18 protein-coding genes are annotated in these 16792 nt (G+C 59.8%); 7 read left to right on the top strand and 11 right to left on the bottom strand.

The window, feature by feature from the left end; genetic code table 11:
• Positions 1 to 54: 54 nt before the first annotated feature.
• Complete coding sequence (locus ACQ4WM_RS18180) at positions 55 to 612, top strand: sigma-70 family RNA polymerase sigma factor (RefSeq protein WP_436548059.1); 558 nt, start codon at positions 55 to 57, stop codon at positions 610 to 612.
• Positions 609 to 1334, top strand: coding sequence for an anti-sigma factor (locus tag ACQ4WM_RS18175; RefSeq protein ID WP_436548058.1), 726 nt, complete (start codon positions 609 to 611; stop codon positions 1332 to 1334). The genes ACQ4WM_RS18180 and ACQ4WM_RS18175 overlap by 4 nt, the downstream gene beginning before the upstream one ends.
• Positions 1335 to 1406: 72 nt before the next feature.
• Here ACQ4WM_RS18175 and ACQ4WM_RS18170 read toward each other — a convergent pair whose 3' ends face one another.
• The 6 genes from ACQ4WM_RS18170 to ACQ4WM_RS18145 all read right to left on the bottom strand — a co-directional run bounded on the left by ACQ4WM_RS18170 (position 1407) and on the right by ACQ4WM_RS18145 (position 5281).
• Positions 1407 to 1913 carry a MafI2 family immunity protein gene (locus ACQ4WM_RS18170; RefSeq protein WP_436548057.1) on the bottom strand — a complete coding sequence of 169 codons (507 nt, stop codon included), beginning with the start codon at positions 1911 to 1913 and terminating at the stop codon, positions 1407 to 1409.
• Between the two features lie 459 nt (positions 1914 to 2372).
• Complete coding sequence (locus tag ACQ4WM_RS18165) at positions 2373 to 2636, bottom strand: hypothetical protein (RefSeq protein WP_099411750.1); 264 nt, start codon at positions 2634 to 2636, stop codon at positions 2373 to 2375.
• Between the two features lie 428 nt (positions 2637 to 3064).
• Positions 3065 to 3424, bottom strand: a complete 360-nt coding sequence (locus ACQ4WM_RS18160; RefSeq protein ID WP_436548056.1) for a hypothetical protein — start codon at positions 3422 to 3424, stop codon at positions 3065 to 3067.
• Between the two features lie 59 nt (positions 3425 to 3483).
• Entirely contained in the window at positions 3484 to 4017 is a 534-nt protein-coding gene (locus ACQ4WM_RS18155) for a hypothetical protein (protein WP_436548055.1), read from the bottom strand.
• Between the two features lie 523 nt (positions 4018 to 4540).
• Positions 4541 to 4924: a hypothetical protein gene (locus ACQ4WM_RS18150; RefSeq protein ID WP_436548054.1), complete on the bottom strand. Its 384-nt coding sequence runs from the start codon at positions 4922 to 4924 to the stop codon at positions 4541 to 4543.
• Positions 4925 to 4969: 45 nt separating this feature from the next.
• A complete protein-coding gene (locus ACQ4WM_RS18145; RefSeq protein ID WP_436548053.1) occupies positions 4970 to 5281 on the bottom strand; it encodes a hypothetical protein in 312 nt (103 codons plus the stop codon).
• Positions 5282 to 5485: 204 nt separating this feature from the next.
• Between ACQ4WM_RS18145 and ACQ4WM_RS18140 the strand changes: the two genes are divergently transcribed.
• Entirely contained in the window at positions 5486 to 5938 is a 453-nt protein-coding gene (locus ACQ4WM_RS18140; RefSeq protein ID WP_436548052.1) for a VOC family protein, read from the top strand.
• 260 nt (positions 5939 to 6198) lie between these two features.
• Here the strand turns inward: ACQ4WM_RS18140 and proC are convergent, their stop codons facing one another.
• Together proC and ACQ4WM_RS18130 are read right to left on the bottom strand one after the other, a co-directional pair.
• Positions 6199 to 7029: a pyrroline-5-carboxylate reductase gene (gene proC, locus ACQ4WM_RS18135; protein WP_436548051.1), complete on the bottom strand. Its 831-nt coding sequence runs from the start codon at positions 7027 to 7029 to the stop codon at positions 6199 to 6201.
• A 21-nt stretch (positions 7030 to 7050) separates the two neighbouring features.
• Positions 7051 to 7752 carry a YggS family pyridoxal phosphate-dependent enzyme gene (locus tag ACQ4WM_RS18130; protein WP_436548050.1) on the bottom strand — a complete coding sequence of 234 codons (702 nt, stop codon included), beginning with the start codon at positions 7750 to 7752 and terminating at the stop codon, positions 7051 to 7053.
• A gap of 39 nt (positions 7753 to 7791) precedes the next feature.
• Here ACQ4WM_RS18130 and ACQ4WM_RS18125 point away from each other — a divergent pair, with 39 nt between their 5' ends.
• The 3 genes from ACQ4WM_RS18125 to ACQ4WM_RS18115 all read left to right on the top strand — a co-directional run bounded on the left by ACQ4WM_RS18125 (position 7792) and on the right by ACQ4WM_RS18115 (position 12263).
• A complete protein-coding gene (locus ACQ4WM_RS18125; protein WP_436548049.1) occupies positions 7792 to 8835 on the top strand; it encodes a type IV pilus twitching motility protein PilT in 1044 nt (347 codons plus the stop codon).
• Between the two features lie 3 nt (positions 8836 to 8838).
• Positions 8839 to 9975 (top strand): PilT/PilU family type 4a pilus ATPase, encoded by a 1137-nt coding sequence (locus ACQ4WM_RS18120; protein WP_436548048.1) that lies wholly within the window; start codon positions 8839 to 8841, stop codon positions 9973 to 9975.
• Between the two features lie 194 nt (positions 9976 to 10169).
• The gene (locus ACQ4WM_RS18115; RefSeq protein WP_436548047.1) at positions 10170 to 12263 is read left to right on the top strand and encodes a putative bifunctional diguanylate cyclase/phosphodiesterase; all 2094 of its coding nucleotides are present in this window, start codon (positions 10170 to 10172) and stop codon (positions 12261 to 12263) included.
• Here the strand turns inward: ACQ4WM_RS18115 and glcF are convergent.
• The 3 genes from glcF to ACQ4WM_RS18100 are packed head-to-tail and all read right to left on the bottom strand — an operon-like array spanning position 12260 to position 16066.
• Positions 12260 to 13480 carry a glycolate oxidase subunit GlcF gene (gene glcF, locus ACQ4WM_RS18110; protein WP_436548046.1) on the bottom strand — a complete coding sequence of 407 codons (1221 nt, stop codon included), beginning with the start codon at positions 13478 to 13480 and terminating at the stop codon, positions 12260 to 12262. The two genes, ACQ4WM_RS18115 and glcF, sit on opposite strands and share 4 nt — an antisense overlap.
• Positions 13481 to 13487: 7 nt before the next feature.
• Positions 13488 to 14558 carry a glycolate oxidase subunit GlcE gene (gene glcE, locus ACQ4WM_RS18105; protein ID WP_436548045.1) on the bottom strand — a complete coding sequence of 357 codons (1071 nt, stop codon included), beginning with the start codon at positions 14556 to 14558 and terminating at the stop codon, positions 13488 to 13490.
• A gap of 17 nt (positions 14559 to 14575) precedes the next feature.
• Positions 14576 to 16066 carry an FAD-linked oxidase C-terminal domain-containing protein gene (locus ACQ4WM_RS18100; RefSeq protein WP_436548044.1) on the bottom strand — a complete coding sequence of 497 codons (1491 nt, stop codon included), beginning with the start codon at positions 16064 to 16066 and terminating at the stop codon, positions 14576 to 14578.
• 149 nt (positions 16067 to 16215) lie between these two features.
• Between ACQ4WM_RS18100 and ACQ4WM_RS18095 the strand changes: the two genes are divergently transcribed.
• The gene (locus tag ACQ4WM_RS18095; RefSeq protein ID WP_436548043.1) at positions 16216 to 16770 is read left to right on the top strand and encodes a cob(I)yrinic acid a,c-diamide adenosyltransferase; all 555 of its coding nucleotides are present in this window, start codon (positions 16216 to 16218) and stop codon (positions 16768 to 16770) included.
• The last annotated feature ends 22 nt before the right edge of the window (positions 16771 to 16792 follow it).

Below are 16792 nucleotides of genomic sequence, written 5' to 3'. Positions count from 1 at the left end.
ATTTTCTGGCCTATAATCGATTGAAAACTTGCCAACCCACCGATTGCCGCCACCTTGCCTACGCCAGCCGCTACCTACGACTACGATGCCGCCCTGCGCGCCTGCGCGCGCGGCGAGCAGCAAGCCCTGCAGGCCTTGTACCAGCAGGAAAGCCGTTATCTGCTGGGCGTGGCGCTGCGCATCGTGCGCCAGAAGGCGCTGGCCGAAGACGTGCTGCACGACGCCTTCCTGAACATCTGGCGCCGCGCCGGCAGCTTCGACGCCACGCGCGGCAGCGGCAAGGGCTGGATCTATGTAGTGGTGCGGCACCAGGCTTTGAGCGTGGCGCGTGCGCGCGCCCATGAAATATCGGCCGACGAGGATACCGTGGAACACCTGCTGCATGAACGCCAGGGCGAGGACACCGGCGATGCCTACGCCCTGCAAGCGAATATGGGCAAGCTGCACGATTGCCTGGGCCACCTTGACGAGGCCAAGCGCAACTGCATCCTGTACGCCTATGTCGACGGCTGCTCGCACAGCGAAATCGCCAAGCGGGTAGCGTCGCCGCTGGGCACCGTGAAAGCGTGGGTCAAGCGCGGCCTGGCCAGCTTGCGGGAGTGCATGGGATGAATACGCCGAATTTGCCGATAGATGATGACGAACTGCAGCGCCTGGCCAGCGAATATGTGCTGGGCACGTTGGAAGCGCCTGAACGCAGCGCGGTAGAACAGCGCTTGCCACGCGACGCCGCCCTGCGCGACGCCGTCGACGCATGGGAGCAGCGCTTGCTGCCTTTGACTGCCCTGGTACCGCCTGAAGACCCGTCGCCACAGTTATGGCCGCGTATCGCGTCAACCCTGTTTACGCCCGAGGCCATCAAGCAGGCTGGTGGCTGGCAAGCCTGGTGGAACAGCCTGGCTTTCTGGAGAATACTGGCCGGTGGCGGCATGGCGGCAGCCGCCGCGCTGGCCGTGACGGTGAGCATGCAGCAGCAGGCGCCAGCCGGCCCCGGCTATCTGGTGGTGCTGGTCGCGCCGCAGGACAAGGCACCGGGCTGGATCGTTCAAGCCAGCAATAAAAATAGCAGCGACCTCAGTTTGATACCGCTGGGACCGACCACCGTGCCGCAGCAAAAGTCCTTGCAGTTCTGGACCAAGGGCAAGAACTGGGGCGCCCCCGTTTCACTGGGTCTGGTACAACCTGGCCAGACGCTCAAGCTGAAACTCGACAAGCTGCCGCCGATGCAGGCCGAGCAGCTGTTTGAAATCACGCTGGAGCCGCAAGCGGGCTCGCCGACGGGACGGCCGACCGGGCCGATACTCTACATCGGGCGTGCTGTGAAGGTGATGTAGAAAACAGCTGAACAAACCTACAGTCTCTCGGGCTATGCGAGTGGCGGCTTTCGCCCCATAGCGGTCGTTCGGCTATTTGCTTCCATAGCTGGAGGTCCAGCTATTCCATGCATCTTCGTTTCGCGCGTAGACAGGAATGGGCAGGAAATTGCGTCGTTGCGGGAAAGGATTAGACACGAAATCTTCCGAGAACGAAACAGTGGGGCTGAGCGCCGCAAGGATATTTGTCATAACAACGCTCGCACATTCCCGTTCCTCTTCCGTCGGATCGCCATCGAACTCGAACCGCCCGCGCAGCTGCCCACCGTCATCGATATCGAACGACACGGATCTCAGGCGTGGCGGAATTTCATCCAGCAAGGCACGCTGCGCCGCGAGACGAACTTCAGATTCCGCTGAAAAAGCTGTTGTTTGCATGACTGATGGCTCGAATAGGTGGTGATGTCCGCTTCTGGCCGAACCCGGCCGTTCGGACAAGCATAGCAGGTTGTCAGATGGGAAATCCAGCGCGACCCACGACAGGCCGGATACGCCACGAGCGATATCGCAGCAAGCAGCAAGAAAGCACTGTACATTCATTTCTCCAAATTTCCAAAGAACACATTATTGCTCAAAGTTTGCCGTGTTCAGAGGCGGCTCATAGCCGAAGCCAGTTAATGCACCAATTACGTTGCCCCCACTCACTTACAGCGAAGAGCCTCAGCCGTAACCGCTGCCCCGTCAAGTCCGCTGGTTCCTGTCGATAGAACAAAAACCGCGTTGCCACCGCGATGAGCCACCTCATTTACCACTTTATTCATAGCATTGGATGCCTTGTTTAGCCCTAGTTGCTGGTCATTGCTAATGATACCTAGCGATTCACAAGACTCCTTTTGAGCCGCCGTAACAAGGCGCACCTTCTCCGCACCAATATCGAGTTGTGTCGCGCATCCAGAGACAAGAAATGTTAAGACCAAGGAAGGGAAAAATAGAATATTCTGCATTTTAGTTATTGGAAATTGCGTTAGAAAAAGGTCCGCTCGTGGCCGAACTCGGACGTTATTCCTCACATTCGTCGAGCAAAAGCAAGCGCTGCACTTCTTCATCACTCGGCTGCCAGTCAGCACCACGTTCCTCGTAAATCTTTACAAGCCCTAGTAGAGTCAATGGGTCATCAGCGACAAAAATACAAGTGTCATCTTCCGCTTGATATTGTTGTTCAGCCGTCTTGTCTCGAGTTACCGCATAGCCAAGTTTGTGCAAGACTCCCAACGCAGGAGCAAGCGTGTTTCCAGCGGCTGCAATTCGAATTTTATGTTGCATTTCAATGATTCCATCATCAGTACAGATGCATTTCGTGCCAAGGGCCGTCCGCTCTTGGCCGATAGAAGTCTTGAAGGTGGCCACCTACTCAGAAATAACTTTTCCTGTGCCGACAACCTGCGCGCCCTCCAATACTTCAAATACTACCCCACAGATGAGGGGTGAATAGTCTACATTGGACTGAAACATCAAGACCGCGTCAGCGCACGCAGAAGCGCCAGGCATAACAAAGTCTCGGGGACCATTGAACATCGCGACTCCCAAATATTCGCCCTGCCCGACACGAAGATGCGGACGATAAATGCCTGAACAAAGGTCAGTCGCAGTTGCACGGCCGCCCTCTCGATGAGCCTTGAAATCAATTTGGACTCGAACGCTGTGCTTTTCCATTGTGTTATTCCCGATTGAGCACCGTCTGCTTCTGGCCGCTAGCTGAAGTCCAAGGGATGCAAATCCGACATTGCTTTACGCAGCAAAGGACGAGTATATACATCTTCATTGCTACCGATTGCTTGCCCTGGATGCAAATACTCTCCTTCATCAAAGGCTTGGAATACCGCCCAAGAGTAGGAAGGAAAATCTTCAAGTGGCGTCCAAGCGGACAGTGCATTCATCGCACAATCAGCAATGTCGAAGTCAATCGAACCCGCCAGATATCTCTCCGCAATTTCTTTCGAAAAACTGTCAGAGAATTCACTTCTTGACGCGCCATGAACAGTGAATGCGGCATTAAGCTCTGCGATGACCTGGGAGTGTCCCTCGTGAATGCGGCGAAGAATATTTTCCATGTTTTTCTCGATTAATTTAACGGCCGCTTTTGGCCGTATCCGGCAATAGCTGTACGTTACTACTTCCCCAGGATTGGGCTAAAACGAATCTCTCGAATTGATTGCTCAAGAAAAGACAGGTCTAAATCTGTACGCTCTGATTGTTCTTGGGAACTCAAGATCGAGTAACTGAAACTTGCGATACGCACATGCTCAGGTTCCATAGCATTGGCCACGGACCACCAATAGATCGTGATGGGGTTGCCACGATCAACTTCTCGCGAGACACGTTTAGCTATCGCTGCCCCAGCTGGCAATGTCTCTACATGCGAATTGCCAATTTTCAAAAGCACCGAGCGGCTATCAGCGGAGGTCACGGGATTCGGAGATTTTGCAGTGATAACATCAAGCCGTAGCGTACCTGTATCGGCACCGGGAGCATAAAACAATCCGCCCCCCTCCGGCTCATACTCCTCAATCCAGGTGCCCGGCAAGGCGAACACTACCAGTCCTCCACGGTAATTAATCTGCTTTGGCAGTGGCTGCAATTCCTGACCCGCCATCGTGCTCTTAATGCTTAACAATGTCGCAATGCCAACTATGAGCTTCCGCATGAAGTACCCTATATACTTATTTTGAGAGATCGCTTGTGGCCGAACCCGGCCGTTTTTCTCAGCATATCACCGTGTCAGGTTGGAAAAATAACAGACGATCGCGACAGACCGGAATCGCCCCAAAGCGGACGGTCGCGCCTCAGGTCCGCTACCAAAGCTGAACGGCTAAAAGTCAGACCTTCACTTGTCGTGGCGAAGCAGAGACCATATAGTTGCGCCAAGTAAGATGAGAAGAAATGGAAGACGGAAAACGCAGAACATGAGTAATTGAAACTGCCATTCTGTCTCATAGCCGACTAAGTCAGGAATATCGAGACGGCTCTTCACGTAATAGTACGCGTAGCCCCCCGACACAGCCATCCAGACTAGCAATGCAAATGCTAGCGATTTTTTGAGTGATATTCGCGTGGTCATTTATGGTCATTACTACTCGATATACAGGACACTACTCTGCAGCGTCTCACCAAATTCTGGCGCTCAGCGAAGGACGGGTTTTGGCCGATATGAGACAACTGAAAATCTGCTATTTTGACTTAATAGGCCAAAGGATAGCAATTGCCCCCAAGACAAACCCAAGGAATAGCGATTGGGCCTGAAGCGGTGCGAAGCTTTGAAAAACTTTCAAAACATAGCCTGCATAAGAGTTGATAACCACGTCTGCAAACATAATTGCCACTGTGAGTTGCAATCCAGCCTTTCGGCTCTTCCAAAGAAGAAAGACAGCGACGAAATCAAGTAGCGCCAATGACGTCCAGAAAGCATTCAGCGGAAGGGGAACTCCACGGTAAGGAAGGAACCCTTCTAAGACGATATCGATAACATGCGTGCTGCCGCCCACCGCAAGGCAAATTGACAGCACGGCAAGAATGATGCGTTCAGAAGACGTCATGGTTTTTAGTTTTCCCATTTTTCCAAGGTCCGGATTTGGCCGTATTCACCCGCTCGGTCACAATCACATCTGCCAACCTAACAAAACAAAACCAACAAAAAAATAAACCGACCACGCAGAGGTGGGAGCAAGAACGGCAACTGCAATCGTTTGCGAATGTACCTTCAGCTTCGCTGTGGATGCTCGGCCAGTCAGCGATAGATAGACCATTGCCGAGAGTAAGCAAGGAAGCCAAACACTCATGACATGGCCCAATGCCTGCGGTGCGTGGAGCAGTCCCAACAACGGAAATATCAAGCAAATGTAGCCTAATGCTACCAGCGCCGCCAGCAAAAACGCAGGCAACGGTTTAGTTTTTATCGATTGGTACTTCATACTGTCCTTGCAACTCCGTCTGCTCTTGGCCGAACCCGGCCGTTCGGACAAGCATAACAGGTTGTCAGATGGAAAATCCAACGCGACCCACGACAGGCTGGATTCGCCCCATAACGGTCATCTGTTAAAGTAATGGGGGAAATCCAGACTGGATTCTTAACTCTCGCATAAATCTGCGGCCTCGACTGTTAACAGGATGCACCTATGAACGACCAAACCTCTACCGTATTGCGCACCGAGCACACTGGGCTGACTGTCGCGTCGATCAATGGCGTACTTGATTTCTGGACTGAGGTCCTCGGCTTTCAACTCGTGTACCGCAAAGAGCTTGGCGGTGGGCACGCGATGGAACAAGTGGTCGGGGTGTCGGGGGCTTATTTAAGAAACGCTCTCCTAGAGGGTCCCGATGGATATAGAGTTGAGCTGATTGAGTACGATTCGCCGGACGACCGCGTGGTTTTGAAACAACGTCCATGCGACGTCGGTTCGGCTCATTTGACGTTTGCCGTGACCGATCTTCGCGCAATGCTAAATCGCATGGCCCCTTATGGATGGACGGCAACCGGCGAACCGCAAACTGCGCCTAGCGGAACAATCATGGTCTACACCCGAGGACCTGACGGCCACACCATAGAACTTATGCAACATCCGGAGTGAACTGCCTGTCAGTGAATACTTTATCTTGGTTGCTATCTGGTAGACGTAAGACGGAGAATAACTTCGGCATCAGCTGGGCGGTGCATCATCGGTGTGAGGTTTTAATGGGTGATTACTTGAGCGACCGGTTGAATCCAAGGCCGATAGCGGCCATTCCAAATAGCATCGCCACCAGCCCCCGTCCTTTTATCAGACTTGACTAGCTTGTATCCAGCTTTATCGTTTTATGCTGCCGCTGGCTACGTTTTTGTCAGGCGTTCTTATTTCCCCAACTCTTCGCCAAGTTCGCGTCCGCGCGCGGCAGCAGCCTTGATGCCCTTGATAATGGCTGCCTTGACGCCACTGTCTTGCATGCTGGTAAGAGCCGCGTAAGTGGTGCCGCCTTTCGAGGTCACGCGCTCGCGCAGCAGCGACACCGGTTCGCTCGAATTGGCCGCCAGCTGGGCTGCGCCCGTAAAGGTGGCGATCGCCAGTTGCGCGCCCTGTTCGGCCGTCAGGCCAAGCTCGCGCGCCGCTTCCTGCATCGCTTCGATAAAGTAGAACACATAGGCCGGGCCGCTGCCGGAAATCGCTGTAACGGGGTCGATCTGCGCCTCGTCGGCCAGCCAGACGGTGGTGCCGACAGCGCCGAGGATGGCGTCGGCCTGTGCACGCTGTTGGGCATTGACACCGCTGCTGGCCACCAGGCCGGTAATGCCCATGCCGATCAGTGCCGGCGTGTTCGGCATGGCGCGCACGATGGCCGGATAGTCGCCGAGCCAGCGTGACAGGTCGACTGCGCGGATGCCAGCCGCAATCGATAGCACCAGTGGCGCGCGGGCTGCATCGAGGAAGGGCAGCAACTGCGCCGCCACTTCACGCATGCTTTGCGGCTTGACGGCCAGTACGATCACGTCAGCATGACGCAACTGTTCATCAGCAGCAGAAGCCGTGCTGACACCGAACTGCGCCTGCAGTTTTTCCAGCGCTGGCGCATGCGGGTCGATCACATGGATATTGCTGCCTGCCGTGATTTTCCCGGCCAGCCCGGCGATCAGGGCCGCTGCCATATTGCCGCCGCCGACAAATGCTATCTTCAGTTCTGCCATCATGGATGCTCTTTAAAAGGTGATTCAGGAATAATCGCGGGCGCCAAAGATCGCGCTGCCTACGCGCACGATGGTCGCGCCTTCCAGCACGGCCGCCTGCATGTCGGCCGACATGCCCATCGACAGGGTGTCGAGCGGCAGGCCGTCGGCGCGCAACTGTTCATACAACACGCGCAACTGCGCAAAGGCGGCGCGCTGCAAGGCCGGATCGGTCTGCGGCTCGGGGATGGCCATCAGGCCGCGCAGGCGCAGCTTCGGCAGTTTGGCCACGGCGTGCGCCAGGGCCGGCAAGTCGGCGGGCGTCACGCCGCTCTTGCTCGCTTCGCCGCTGATATTGACCTGCAGGCAGATATTCAGGTCCGCCATGCCGTCGGGGCGCTGCTCGGACAGGCGGGCGGCGATTTTTTCGCGCTCGACCGTATGCACCCAGTCGAAATGTTCGGCAATCGGCCGCGTCTTGTTGCTCTGGATCGGGCCGATAAAATGCCATTCGATGGCTGACTGCGGCAGCGCCAGCTTGACGGCGGCGATCTTGTCGAGCGCTTCCTGCAGATAGTTTTCGCCAAACGCCGTCTGGCCAGCGGCATTCGCTGCCAGCACGGCGTCAAAGCCAAAGGTTTTGGAGACGGCCAGCAGCGTGACGCTGTCGGGCGCGCGCTGTGCTTCGCTGGCCGCTTGGGCAATCGTGCGCCGCACGGCTTGCAGTTTCTCTTCGATTGTGGACATAATCATTTTCTAATGGATACGCAGGCACAGGGATTATAAATGGACATTTCCGAACTACTCGCTTTCTCCGTCAATAACAAGGCTTCCGACTTGCACCTGTCCGCCGGCCTGCCGCCGATGATACGGGTCAATGGCGACGTACGCCGCCTGAACGTGGCGGCGCTCGAGCACAAGGAAGTGCACGCCATGATCTATGACATCATGAACGACGGCCAGCGCAAGGTCTATGAAGAAGCGCTCGAATGCGATTTTTCGTTTGAAATTCCGGGCCTGTCGCGCTTCCGGGTCAATGCCTACAACCAGGAACGCGGTGCCTCGGCCGTGCTGCGCACGATTCCGTCGAAAGTGCTGTCGCTGGAAGAACTCAATGCGCCGCGCATCTTCGGCGAACTGGCCATGCGCCCACGCGGCCTGGTGCTGGTAACGGGGCCGACCGGTTCAGGCAAGTCGACCACGCTGGCGGCGATGGTCAATCATGTCAATGAACGGCTGAACCACCACATCCTCACCATCGAAGACCCGATCGAATTCGTGCACGAACCCAAGAAATGCCTGATCAACCAGCGCGAAGTGGGCCAGCACACGCATTCGTTCAGCAATGCGCTGCGCTCGGCCTTGCGCGAAGACCCGGACGTGATTCTGGTCGGCGAATTGCGCGACCTGGAAACCATCCGCCTGGCACTGACGGCCGCCGAGACGGGTCACCTGGTGTTCGGCACCCTGCACACCTCGTCGGCGGCGAAAACCATCGACCGCATCATCGATGTATTCCCGGCCGAGGAAAAGGAAATGGTGCGCACCATGCTGTCCGAATCGCTGCAGGCGGTGATCGCACAGAACCTGCTGAAAACCAAGGATGGCAGTTCGCGCGTGGCGGCCCATGAAATCATGCTGACCACGCCGGCGATCCGCAACCTGATCCGCGAAGCGAAAGTGGCGCAGATGTATTCGGCGATCCAGACCGGCAGCAACGTCGGCATGCAGACGCTGGACCAGTGCCTGACGGACCTGCTGCGGCGTGGCGCGATTTCGGCCGAGACGGCGCGTTCGGCTGCCAAGTCGCCTGAAAACTTTCCGGGATAAGCCATGACCACCAGCGACAATACCGGCGCCATCAACGCGCTGCTGGCGCAGATGCGCGAACGCGGCGGCTCGGACCTGTTCATCACGGCCGGCTTTCCGCCCGCCATCAAGCTCGACGGCAAGCTCACGCCGCTGTCATCGACGCCGCTCGACGCGATGCAAGCGGCCGGCTACGTGCGCGCGCTGATGAACGACAAGCAGGTGCAGAGTTTTGAAGCGAGCAACGAAGCGAACTTCGCCATCAGCCCCGAGGGCCTGGGGCGCTTTCGCGTCTCGGCCTTCGTGCAGCTGGGCCAGGCGGGCATGGTGCTGCGCACGATCAACACCGCGATTCCCGAGCTGGGCAAGCTGGGCCTGCCCGCCATTTTGCAGGACGTGGTGATGAGCAAGCGCGGCCTGGTGATCATGGTGGGCGCCACCGGCTGCGGCAAGTCGACCACGCTGGCGGCCATGCTTGGCCACCGCAACGCCAACAGTCACGGCCATATCATTACCATCGAAGATCCGGTGGAATTCATCCATCCGCACGGCAACTGCATCGTCACCCAGCGCGAAGTGGGGGTCGATACGGAAGACTGGGGCACGGCCCTGAAAAATACCTTGCGCCAGGCACCCGACGTGATACAGATCGGCGAAATCCGCGACCGCGAAACCATGGACCATGCGATCGCGTTTGCCGAAACCGGCCATCTGTGCCTGGCCACCCTGCATGCCAACAACGCCAACCAGGCACTGGACCGCATCATCAATTTCTTCCCCGAAGAGCGGCGAGCGCAACTGCTGATGGATTTGTCGCTGAACCTGAAGGGCCTGATATCGCAGCGGCTGGTGCCGAGCAAGGATGGTAGTGGGCGCAAGGTGGCGATGGAGATCCTGCTCAATTCGCCGCTGATGAGCGACCTGATCTTCAAGGGCCAGGTGCATGAGATCAAGGAACTGATGAAGAAGTCGCGCGAGCTGGGCATGCAGACCTTCGACCAGGCCCTGTTCGACCTGCACGAAGCGGACCAGATCAGCTATGAAGACGCGTTGCGCAATGCCGATTCCGTCAATGACTTGCGGCTGTCCATCAAGCTCAACGGCAAGGCAGCCCATACCGGTGGCGGCAGCACGGGCGGCAGCTCGCTGGGACTGCTGTAGCAGACATGGGCGATAAAATTTAGATTTACTTTAGACAACAAACATGAAAATTTCTCACAGTTAATTTTTTTCAACCTGGCGTCCGATATCTGTTCCTGACAACACTATTCGGTGATAATGTTTGCTAAATTATTCACGGATATCGATACGGAACGATGCCAGTCTTCGGGAACATTTTATCGTCATGGTCGCGGATGGGGACGTATTCCCGCTGGTTTCTGTCCGTTTTATTGCTGATACTGGGCGTCTGCGCCGTGCGTTACCATACCTTGCTGACGGCGGAAACGGCGCAAGCAGACGCGCGCTACCGCAGCGAGGCACGCCAGCTCGATCTCTACCTGGCCAACACCGTGCTGCCCTTGTCCGTACACACCGATGGCGCCAGCATGCGGCAGGTGCTGCGCACCGCCCTGCCGCTGAACCGCAACCTGGCAGCCATCGCCTGGCATGGCGGAGGCACGCGCATAGACGTGCTGGCCGACGCGGCGCCAGGCGAGCAGGTGCCAGCGTGGTTTGCCCGGCTGGCCGGCATGAAACCCATCCATCACCGCCTGCAAGTGTCGCTGCCCGGCGGCAACGATGGCGTACTGGAACTGCAGTACACGCCCGAACTGCCACTGCTGCAAGTGTGGCAAGCCGTGCGCCAGCAAGCGCTGCTGAGCGCCTTCAATATCACCCTGATTTTCGTATTGCTGGGCTTGTTGCTGGCGTCCCACCGCAAGCTGCTGGCGCGGCTGGCGCAAGCCATCGAGTTGCTGCGCGGCGGCGACTTCACTGTGCGCATGGCGCCCGGCGCCACGCCGGAGGCGCAAAGCCTGTCGCGCGCCTTCAATGGCATGGTGGGCGACGTGGGCGCGATGCTCGACTCGCTGCAAACAAGCCAGCAGCAACTGGGCGCACAACTGACGGAAACAATACACATGCAGCAGGTGCTGCAAAAAATGTCCTGGCAAAACTACCATGACGTGCTGACCGGCTTGCCGAACCGTACTGCGCTGGCGGCCCGCTTCGAACAGGAACTGTTCCTGGCGCGCGAGCGCCAGCGCCTGATGGCCGTGTGCCTGTTCGATCTCGACCATTTCCAGGCCATCAATGACCGCTACGGCGCCGAAGCGGGCGATGACCTGCTCAAGCAGGTGGCCGGTCGCCTGCACGAGTTCACCGGCAAGTCGCACTATGCGGCGCGCCTGGGCGGCGACGAATTCGTGCTGTTGCTGTGCGGCCAGGCCAGCCTGGACAGCATCGAGCAACAGCTGCAACTGCTGATGCACGAGCTGAGCCTGCCCTACCAGTGCGACCAGCAAGCGGTGCAACTGACGGCCAGCGCCGGCATTGCCGTCTATGCAGGCAAGGACATGAACGCGGAAAGCCTGCTGCGCCACGCCGACCATGCCGTCTACCAGGCCAAGCTGACGGGACGCAACCAGTATCACTTCTTCGACAGCCACCTCGACGAGGAAGTGCGCACCCACCACAACCAGCGCACCGAAGTGCGCCGCGCGCTGGTCAACGGTGAACTGCGCCTGCACTACCAGCCCAAGGTCAACATGCGTACCGGCGCCGTGGTGGGCATGGAAGCGCTGCTGCGCTGGCAGCATGCGCAGCGCGGACTGCTGTCGCCGGCGCAGTTCCTGTCGCTGGTGGAACAAACCGACCTGATTATCGACATCGGCGAATGGGCGCTGCGCCAGGCACTGTGGCAACTGCAGCGCTGGAGCGCGGCCGGCCAGCAATGGGTGGTCAGCGTGAATATCGCGGCGCGCCACTTCCAGCAGCCCGATTTCGTGCTGCGCCTGAAAACCATCCTCGGCGAATTTCCCGGCGTGCGCGCCAGCATGCTGGAAATAGAAATTCTTGAATCATCGGCCCTGCACGATGTCGAACACGTGCGCCGTATCATCCGCGCCTGCCAGGCGCTGGGCATCACGTTTGCGCTCGATGATTTCGGCACCGGCTATTCCTCGATGTCCTACCTGAAGCGCTTGCCGGCCGACATCATCAAGATCGACCAGAGTTTTGTCCACAATATGCTCAACGACAGCGACGACCTGCACCTGGTGCGCGCCGTGATCGGCCTGGCCCGCTCGTTCCGGCTGGCGGTGATCGCCGAAGGGGTGGAAAGCATCGCCCACGGCGAACGCCTGATCGAGCTGGGCTGCGACCTGGCGCAAGGCCACGGCGTCGCCCGTCCGATGCCGGCCGACGCCGTACTGGACTGGGCCAACAGCTATATCGCGCCGCCGCAATGGCGCGCTGCCAAGTACACGGAAGACCAGATCCAGGACTAGCTCAGGGCCGCATCGATCAGCTCGATCCAGTGCCGCACCGGCACGTCGGTACCGGACTGCAAATGGCTGAGGCAACCGATATTGGCCGACACGATCACGTCCGGCGCACACGCTTCCAGTTCGGCCACCTTGTTGTCGCGCATTTGCTGCGACAGCGCCGGCTGCAAGATCGAATAGGTGCCGGCCGAGCCGCAGCACAGATGGCTGTCGGCGCACAGGCGCACATCGACGCCCACCGCGCGCAGCACCTGCTCTACCCTGCCCCGTATCTGCTGACCATGCTGCAAGGTGCACGGCGGGTGGTACACCACGCGCCCGGTGATACGCCCGCGCACCAGGGCCGCCAGTTGCGTCTCGAATTGCGGCAGGATCTCGCACAGGTCGCGCGCCATTTCGGCGATGCGCTTTGCCTTTTCGGCATAGCGCGCATCATGCGCCAGCAGGTGGCCGTATTCCTTGACGGTGGCGCCGCAGCCCGAGGCCGTCATGACGATCGCTTCAATCGTTTCCACATACGGCCACCAGGCATCGATATTGCGGCGCATGTCGTCCAGCGCCGCCTCCTGCTCGTTCAGATGATGACGCAGCGCGCCGCAACAGCCGGCTTTCGCCACATTGATCAGCTGCACGCCGAGGCTGTCGAGCACACGCGCCGTGGCGGCATTGATATTGGGTGACATGGCCGGCTGCACGCAGCCATCGAGCACCAGCATCGTGCGCGCGTGGCTGCGTGCGGGCCACCGGCCAGGTTTGGCAGCAGGACGCAGTTTGTCCTGCAGGCCTTTTGACAGCAGCGGGCGCAGCGCCTGGCCCGCCTTGTAGACCGGTGTAAACAACCAGCGGCGTGGCAAGGCTTCCTTCAGCGCAAAACGCAGCGCGCGCTCGCGCAAAGGGCGCTGCACGCGCTGCTCGACCACGTTGCGGCCAATATCGACCAGGCGCCCGTATTGCACCCCGGAGGGGCAGGTCGATTCGCAATTGCGGCAGGTCAGGCAGCGGTCCAGGTGCGTCTGCGTCTTGGCGGTCACGGGCGCCCCTTCGAGCACCTGCTTGATCAGGTAGATGCGGCCACGCGGGCCATCGAGTTCGTCACCCAGCAGCTGGTAGGTGGGGCAGGTGGCAGTGCAAAAGCCGCAGTGCACGCAGGCGCGCAAAATGGCTTCGGCCTCGTCGCCGGCCGGCGTATTCTTGATAAAGTCGGCAAGATTGGTTTGCATTGGAGGCTCAGTACATTCTGTGCGGATTGAAAATGCCGGCTGGGTCGAAACTGCGCGCCAGGCGCTCATGAATGGCCGCCACTGCCGGGGCCAGGGGGTGGAATACACCCACCGACTTGTCGCCGCCGCGAAACAGGGTGGCGTGGCCACCGGCCGCCGCCACGCTCTGGCGGATGCGCTGCGCGCTGGCGGCATCCGCATCGCCCTCGAGTTTCAGCCAGCGCTGCGCGCCGCCCCATTCGATCAATTGCCGGCCTTTCAAGATCACGGCGCTGGCGTGCGCCGGCAGGGACAGGCGCCACAAGCTGCCGGGGCCTGCAAAAAAGTCGTGGGTCTGCTCGCGCAGCGCGCTCCAGAAAGCCGCCGCGTTTTCCGGCGCGATGGCGTCGCCTTGCAAGCGGCGCTGCGCCGCCGTGACGGCCGCCTCGGCGCCCGACAGGCGCACCGTCAGCACGCCGTCATGCCAGCAACTGGCGGAAATCGGCAGGGGCTGGCCGCCCCACTGATTGAGCATGCGCAGCGCGGCGATTTCCTCGCAGTCAAAACGCAAGCTTGCCTCGCGCAGCGGCAAAGGCAGCACTTTCAGTGACACTTCCAGGATCAGCCCAAGGGTGCCCAGGGACCCCGCCAGCAGGCGCGAGACATCGAAGCCCGCGACGTTTTTCATCACCTGGCCACCAAAGGCGAGGCGTTCACCACGGCCATCCATCAGCACGGCGCCCAGCACGAAATCACGCACGGCGCCCGCGCTGGCGCGGCGCGGCCCTGACAGCGCGCAGGCCAGCGTGCCGCCGACGGTGGCGCTTGGGCCGAAATGCGGCGGCTCGAACGCCAGCATCTGGTTGCGCGCAGCCAGCGCCGCTTCGATCTCCAGCAAAGGCGTGCCGCAGCGCGCGGTGATCACAAGCTCGGTCGGCTCGTAGTCGATGATGCCGGCGTATTGGCGCGTATCGAGCAGCTGGCCGGCCAGTTGCTGGCCGTACCAGTCCTTGCTGCCGCCGCCGCGCAGGCGCAAGGGCGTGCCGGCGGCGCTGGCGGCCACGATGGCCTGTTTGAATTGTTCCGCTATGGCTTGCAAAAGGGGCTCCGGTGTGACTAAAAACGCGGCAGGTTGGCAAATGGCAGGCGCCCGGCCGTCACATGCATCTTGCCAAATTCGGCGCAACGGTTCAGGGTGGGAATCGCCTTGTCGGGGTTGAGCAGGCGGTGCGGATCGAAAGCCCGCTTGACGGCAAAAAAGGCATCGAGCTCGGCGCGTGTAAATTGCACGCACATGGAGTTGATCTTTTCCATGCCCACGCCATGTTCGCCAGTGATGGTGCCGCCGACGGCCACGCACAGGGCCAGGATATCGGCGCCGAATGCTTCGGCGCGCTCGAACTCGCCGGGCTGGTTGGCATCGAACAGTATCAGCGGGTGCAGATTGCCGTCGCCGGCATGGAACACATTGGCGCAGCGCAATCCATGGGTCGCTTCCATGGCGGCGATGCCGGTCAGCACCTCGGCCAATTTCTTGCGCGGAATGGTGCCGTCCATGCAGTAATAATCGGGCGAGATGCGCCCGGCGGCCGGAAACGCGTTCTTGCGCCCCGACCAGAATTTCATGCGCTCGGCCTCGGTGGTTGACACGGCAATCGCGCTGGCGCCCGCCCCTTCCAGCACCGCCGTCATGCGCGCGATTTCCTCTTCCACTTCTTCGTGCGTGCCATCGGCTTCGCACAGCAGGATGGCAGCCGCGTCGATGTCGTAGCCGGCTTTGACGAACGGCTCGACCATGCGCGACGAGGTCTGGTCCATCATTTCCAGGCCGGCCGGAATGATGCCGGCGGCGATTACATTCGCCACCGCATTGCCGCCCGTAACCACATCTCCGAAAGAAGCCATGATGACACGCGCGGTGGCCGGTTTCGGGATCAGCTTCACGGTCACTTCGGTGACGATGCCCAGCATGCCTTCGGAGCCGATAAACACGGCCAGCAAATCCAGGCCCGGCGAATCGAGCGCTTCGCCGCCCAGCTCGATGATCTCGCCGTCGATGGTGGCCACGCGCACGCGCAGCACGTTGTGCACCGTCAGGCCATATTTCAGGCAATGCACGCCGCCCGAGTTTTCCGCCACGTTGCCGCCGATGCTGCAGGCGATCTGCGAGGAGGGATCGGGGGCGTAGTACAGCGCATATGGCGCCGCCGCTTCGGAAATGGCCAGGTTGCGCACACCCGGCTGCACCACGGCAATACGCGCATGGTCATCGACGCGCACGATGCGGTTCAGACGCGCCGTCGACAGCACCACGCCATCGGCAATCGGCAAGGCGCCACCCGACAATCCCGTGCCGGCGCCGCGCGGCACGATAGGCACTTGCAGCGCTCGGCACACGCGCAGGATGGCCAGCACTTGCGCCTCGGTATCAGGCAGGGTGACGATCATCGGCAACTGGCGGTAGGCGGCCAGGCCGTCGCATTCGTAGGGGCGGGTATCTTCCGTTTCCGACAACACGGAGCGCTCTGGCAACACGGCGCGCAGCGCGGCAGCTACCGTCTGCTGGCGCGCGAGGGTAAAGCCGGGTGTGGTGGTGGCACTGTGCATGTGACGGTTCCGGGAAGCATGGCGTTGCCACGATTGTAAGCAGAAATTGGCCGGCGCCCCCGTTTTTCGTCGGATCGCGCGCCAATTTTCCGGCAGGAAGGTGCGCAGTGTCGTATGCTGCCCCCTTCTTCACACGACAGGATACCAACATGGGCAAACGACTTTCGAAAATCGCCACGCGTACGGGCGACAATGGCAGCACGGGCCTGGGCGATGGCAGCCGCACCAGCAAGGACAGCGCGCGCGTGCACGCCATGGGCGACGTCGATGAGCTCAATTCCAACCTGGGCTTGTTGCTGTGCGAAGCCATGCCGGATGCCTTGCGCGAGGAACTGGTGGCCATCCAGCACGACCTGTTCGACCTCGGTGGCGAACTATGCATTCCCGGCTACCAGCTGATCAAGGAAGAACATGTGCTGCGGCTCGACGACCTGCTGGCCAAATACAATGCGGAACTGCCGACGCTGGCCGAATTCATTTTGCCGGCCGGCTCGCGCGCCGCCTCGCTGGCCCATGTATGCCGCACCGTATGCCGGCGCGCCGAGCGCAGCATCGTGGCACTGGCCAGCAGCGAGACCATCCATGAACATCCGCGCCAGTATGTGAACCGGCTGTCCGATTTGCTGTTCGTGCTGTCGCGCGTGCTGAACCGCTTTGCCGGTGGCGGCGATGTGTTGTGGCGGCACGACCGCGCGCGCAGCTGACCATTTCGCACCTGGGCCGGCT

This window comes from Janthinobacterium longum (assembly GCF_051380735.1).
Lineage (GTDB): Bacteria > Pseudomonadota > Gammaproteobacteria > Burkholderiales > Burkholderiaceae_D > Janthinobacterium.
This window is presented reverse-complemented; position numbering and strand designations above follow the sequence as displayed.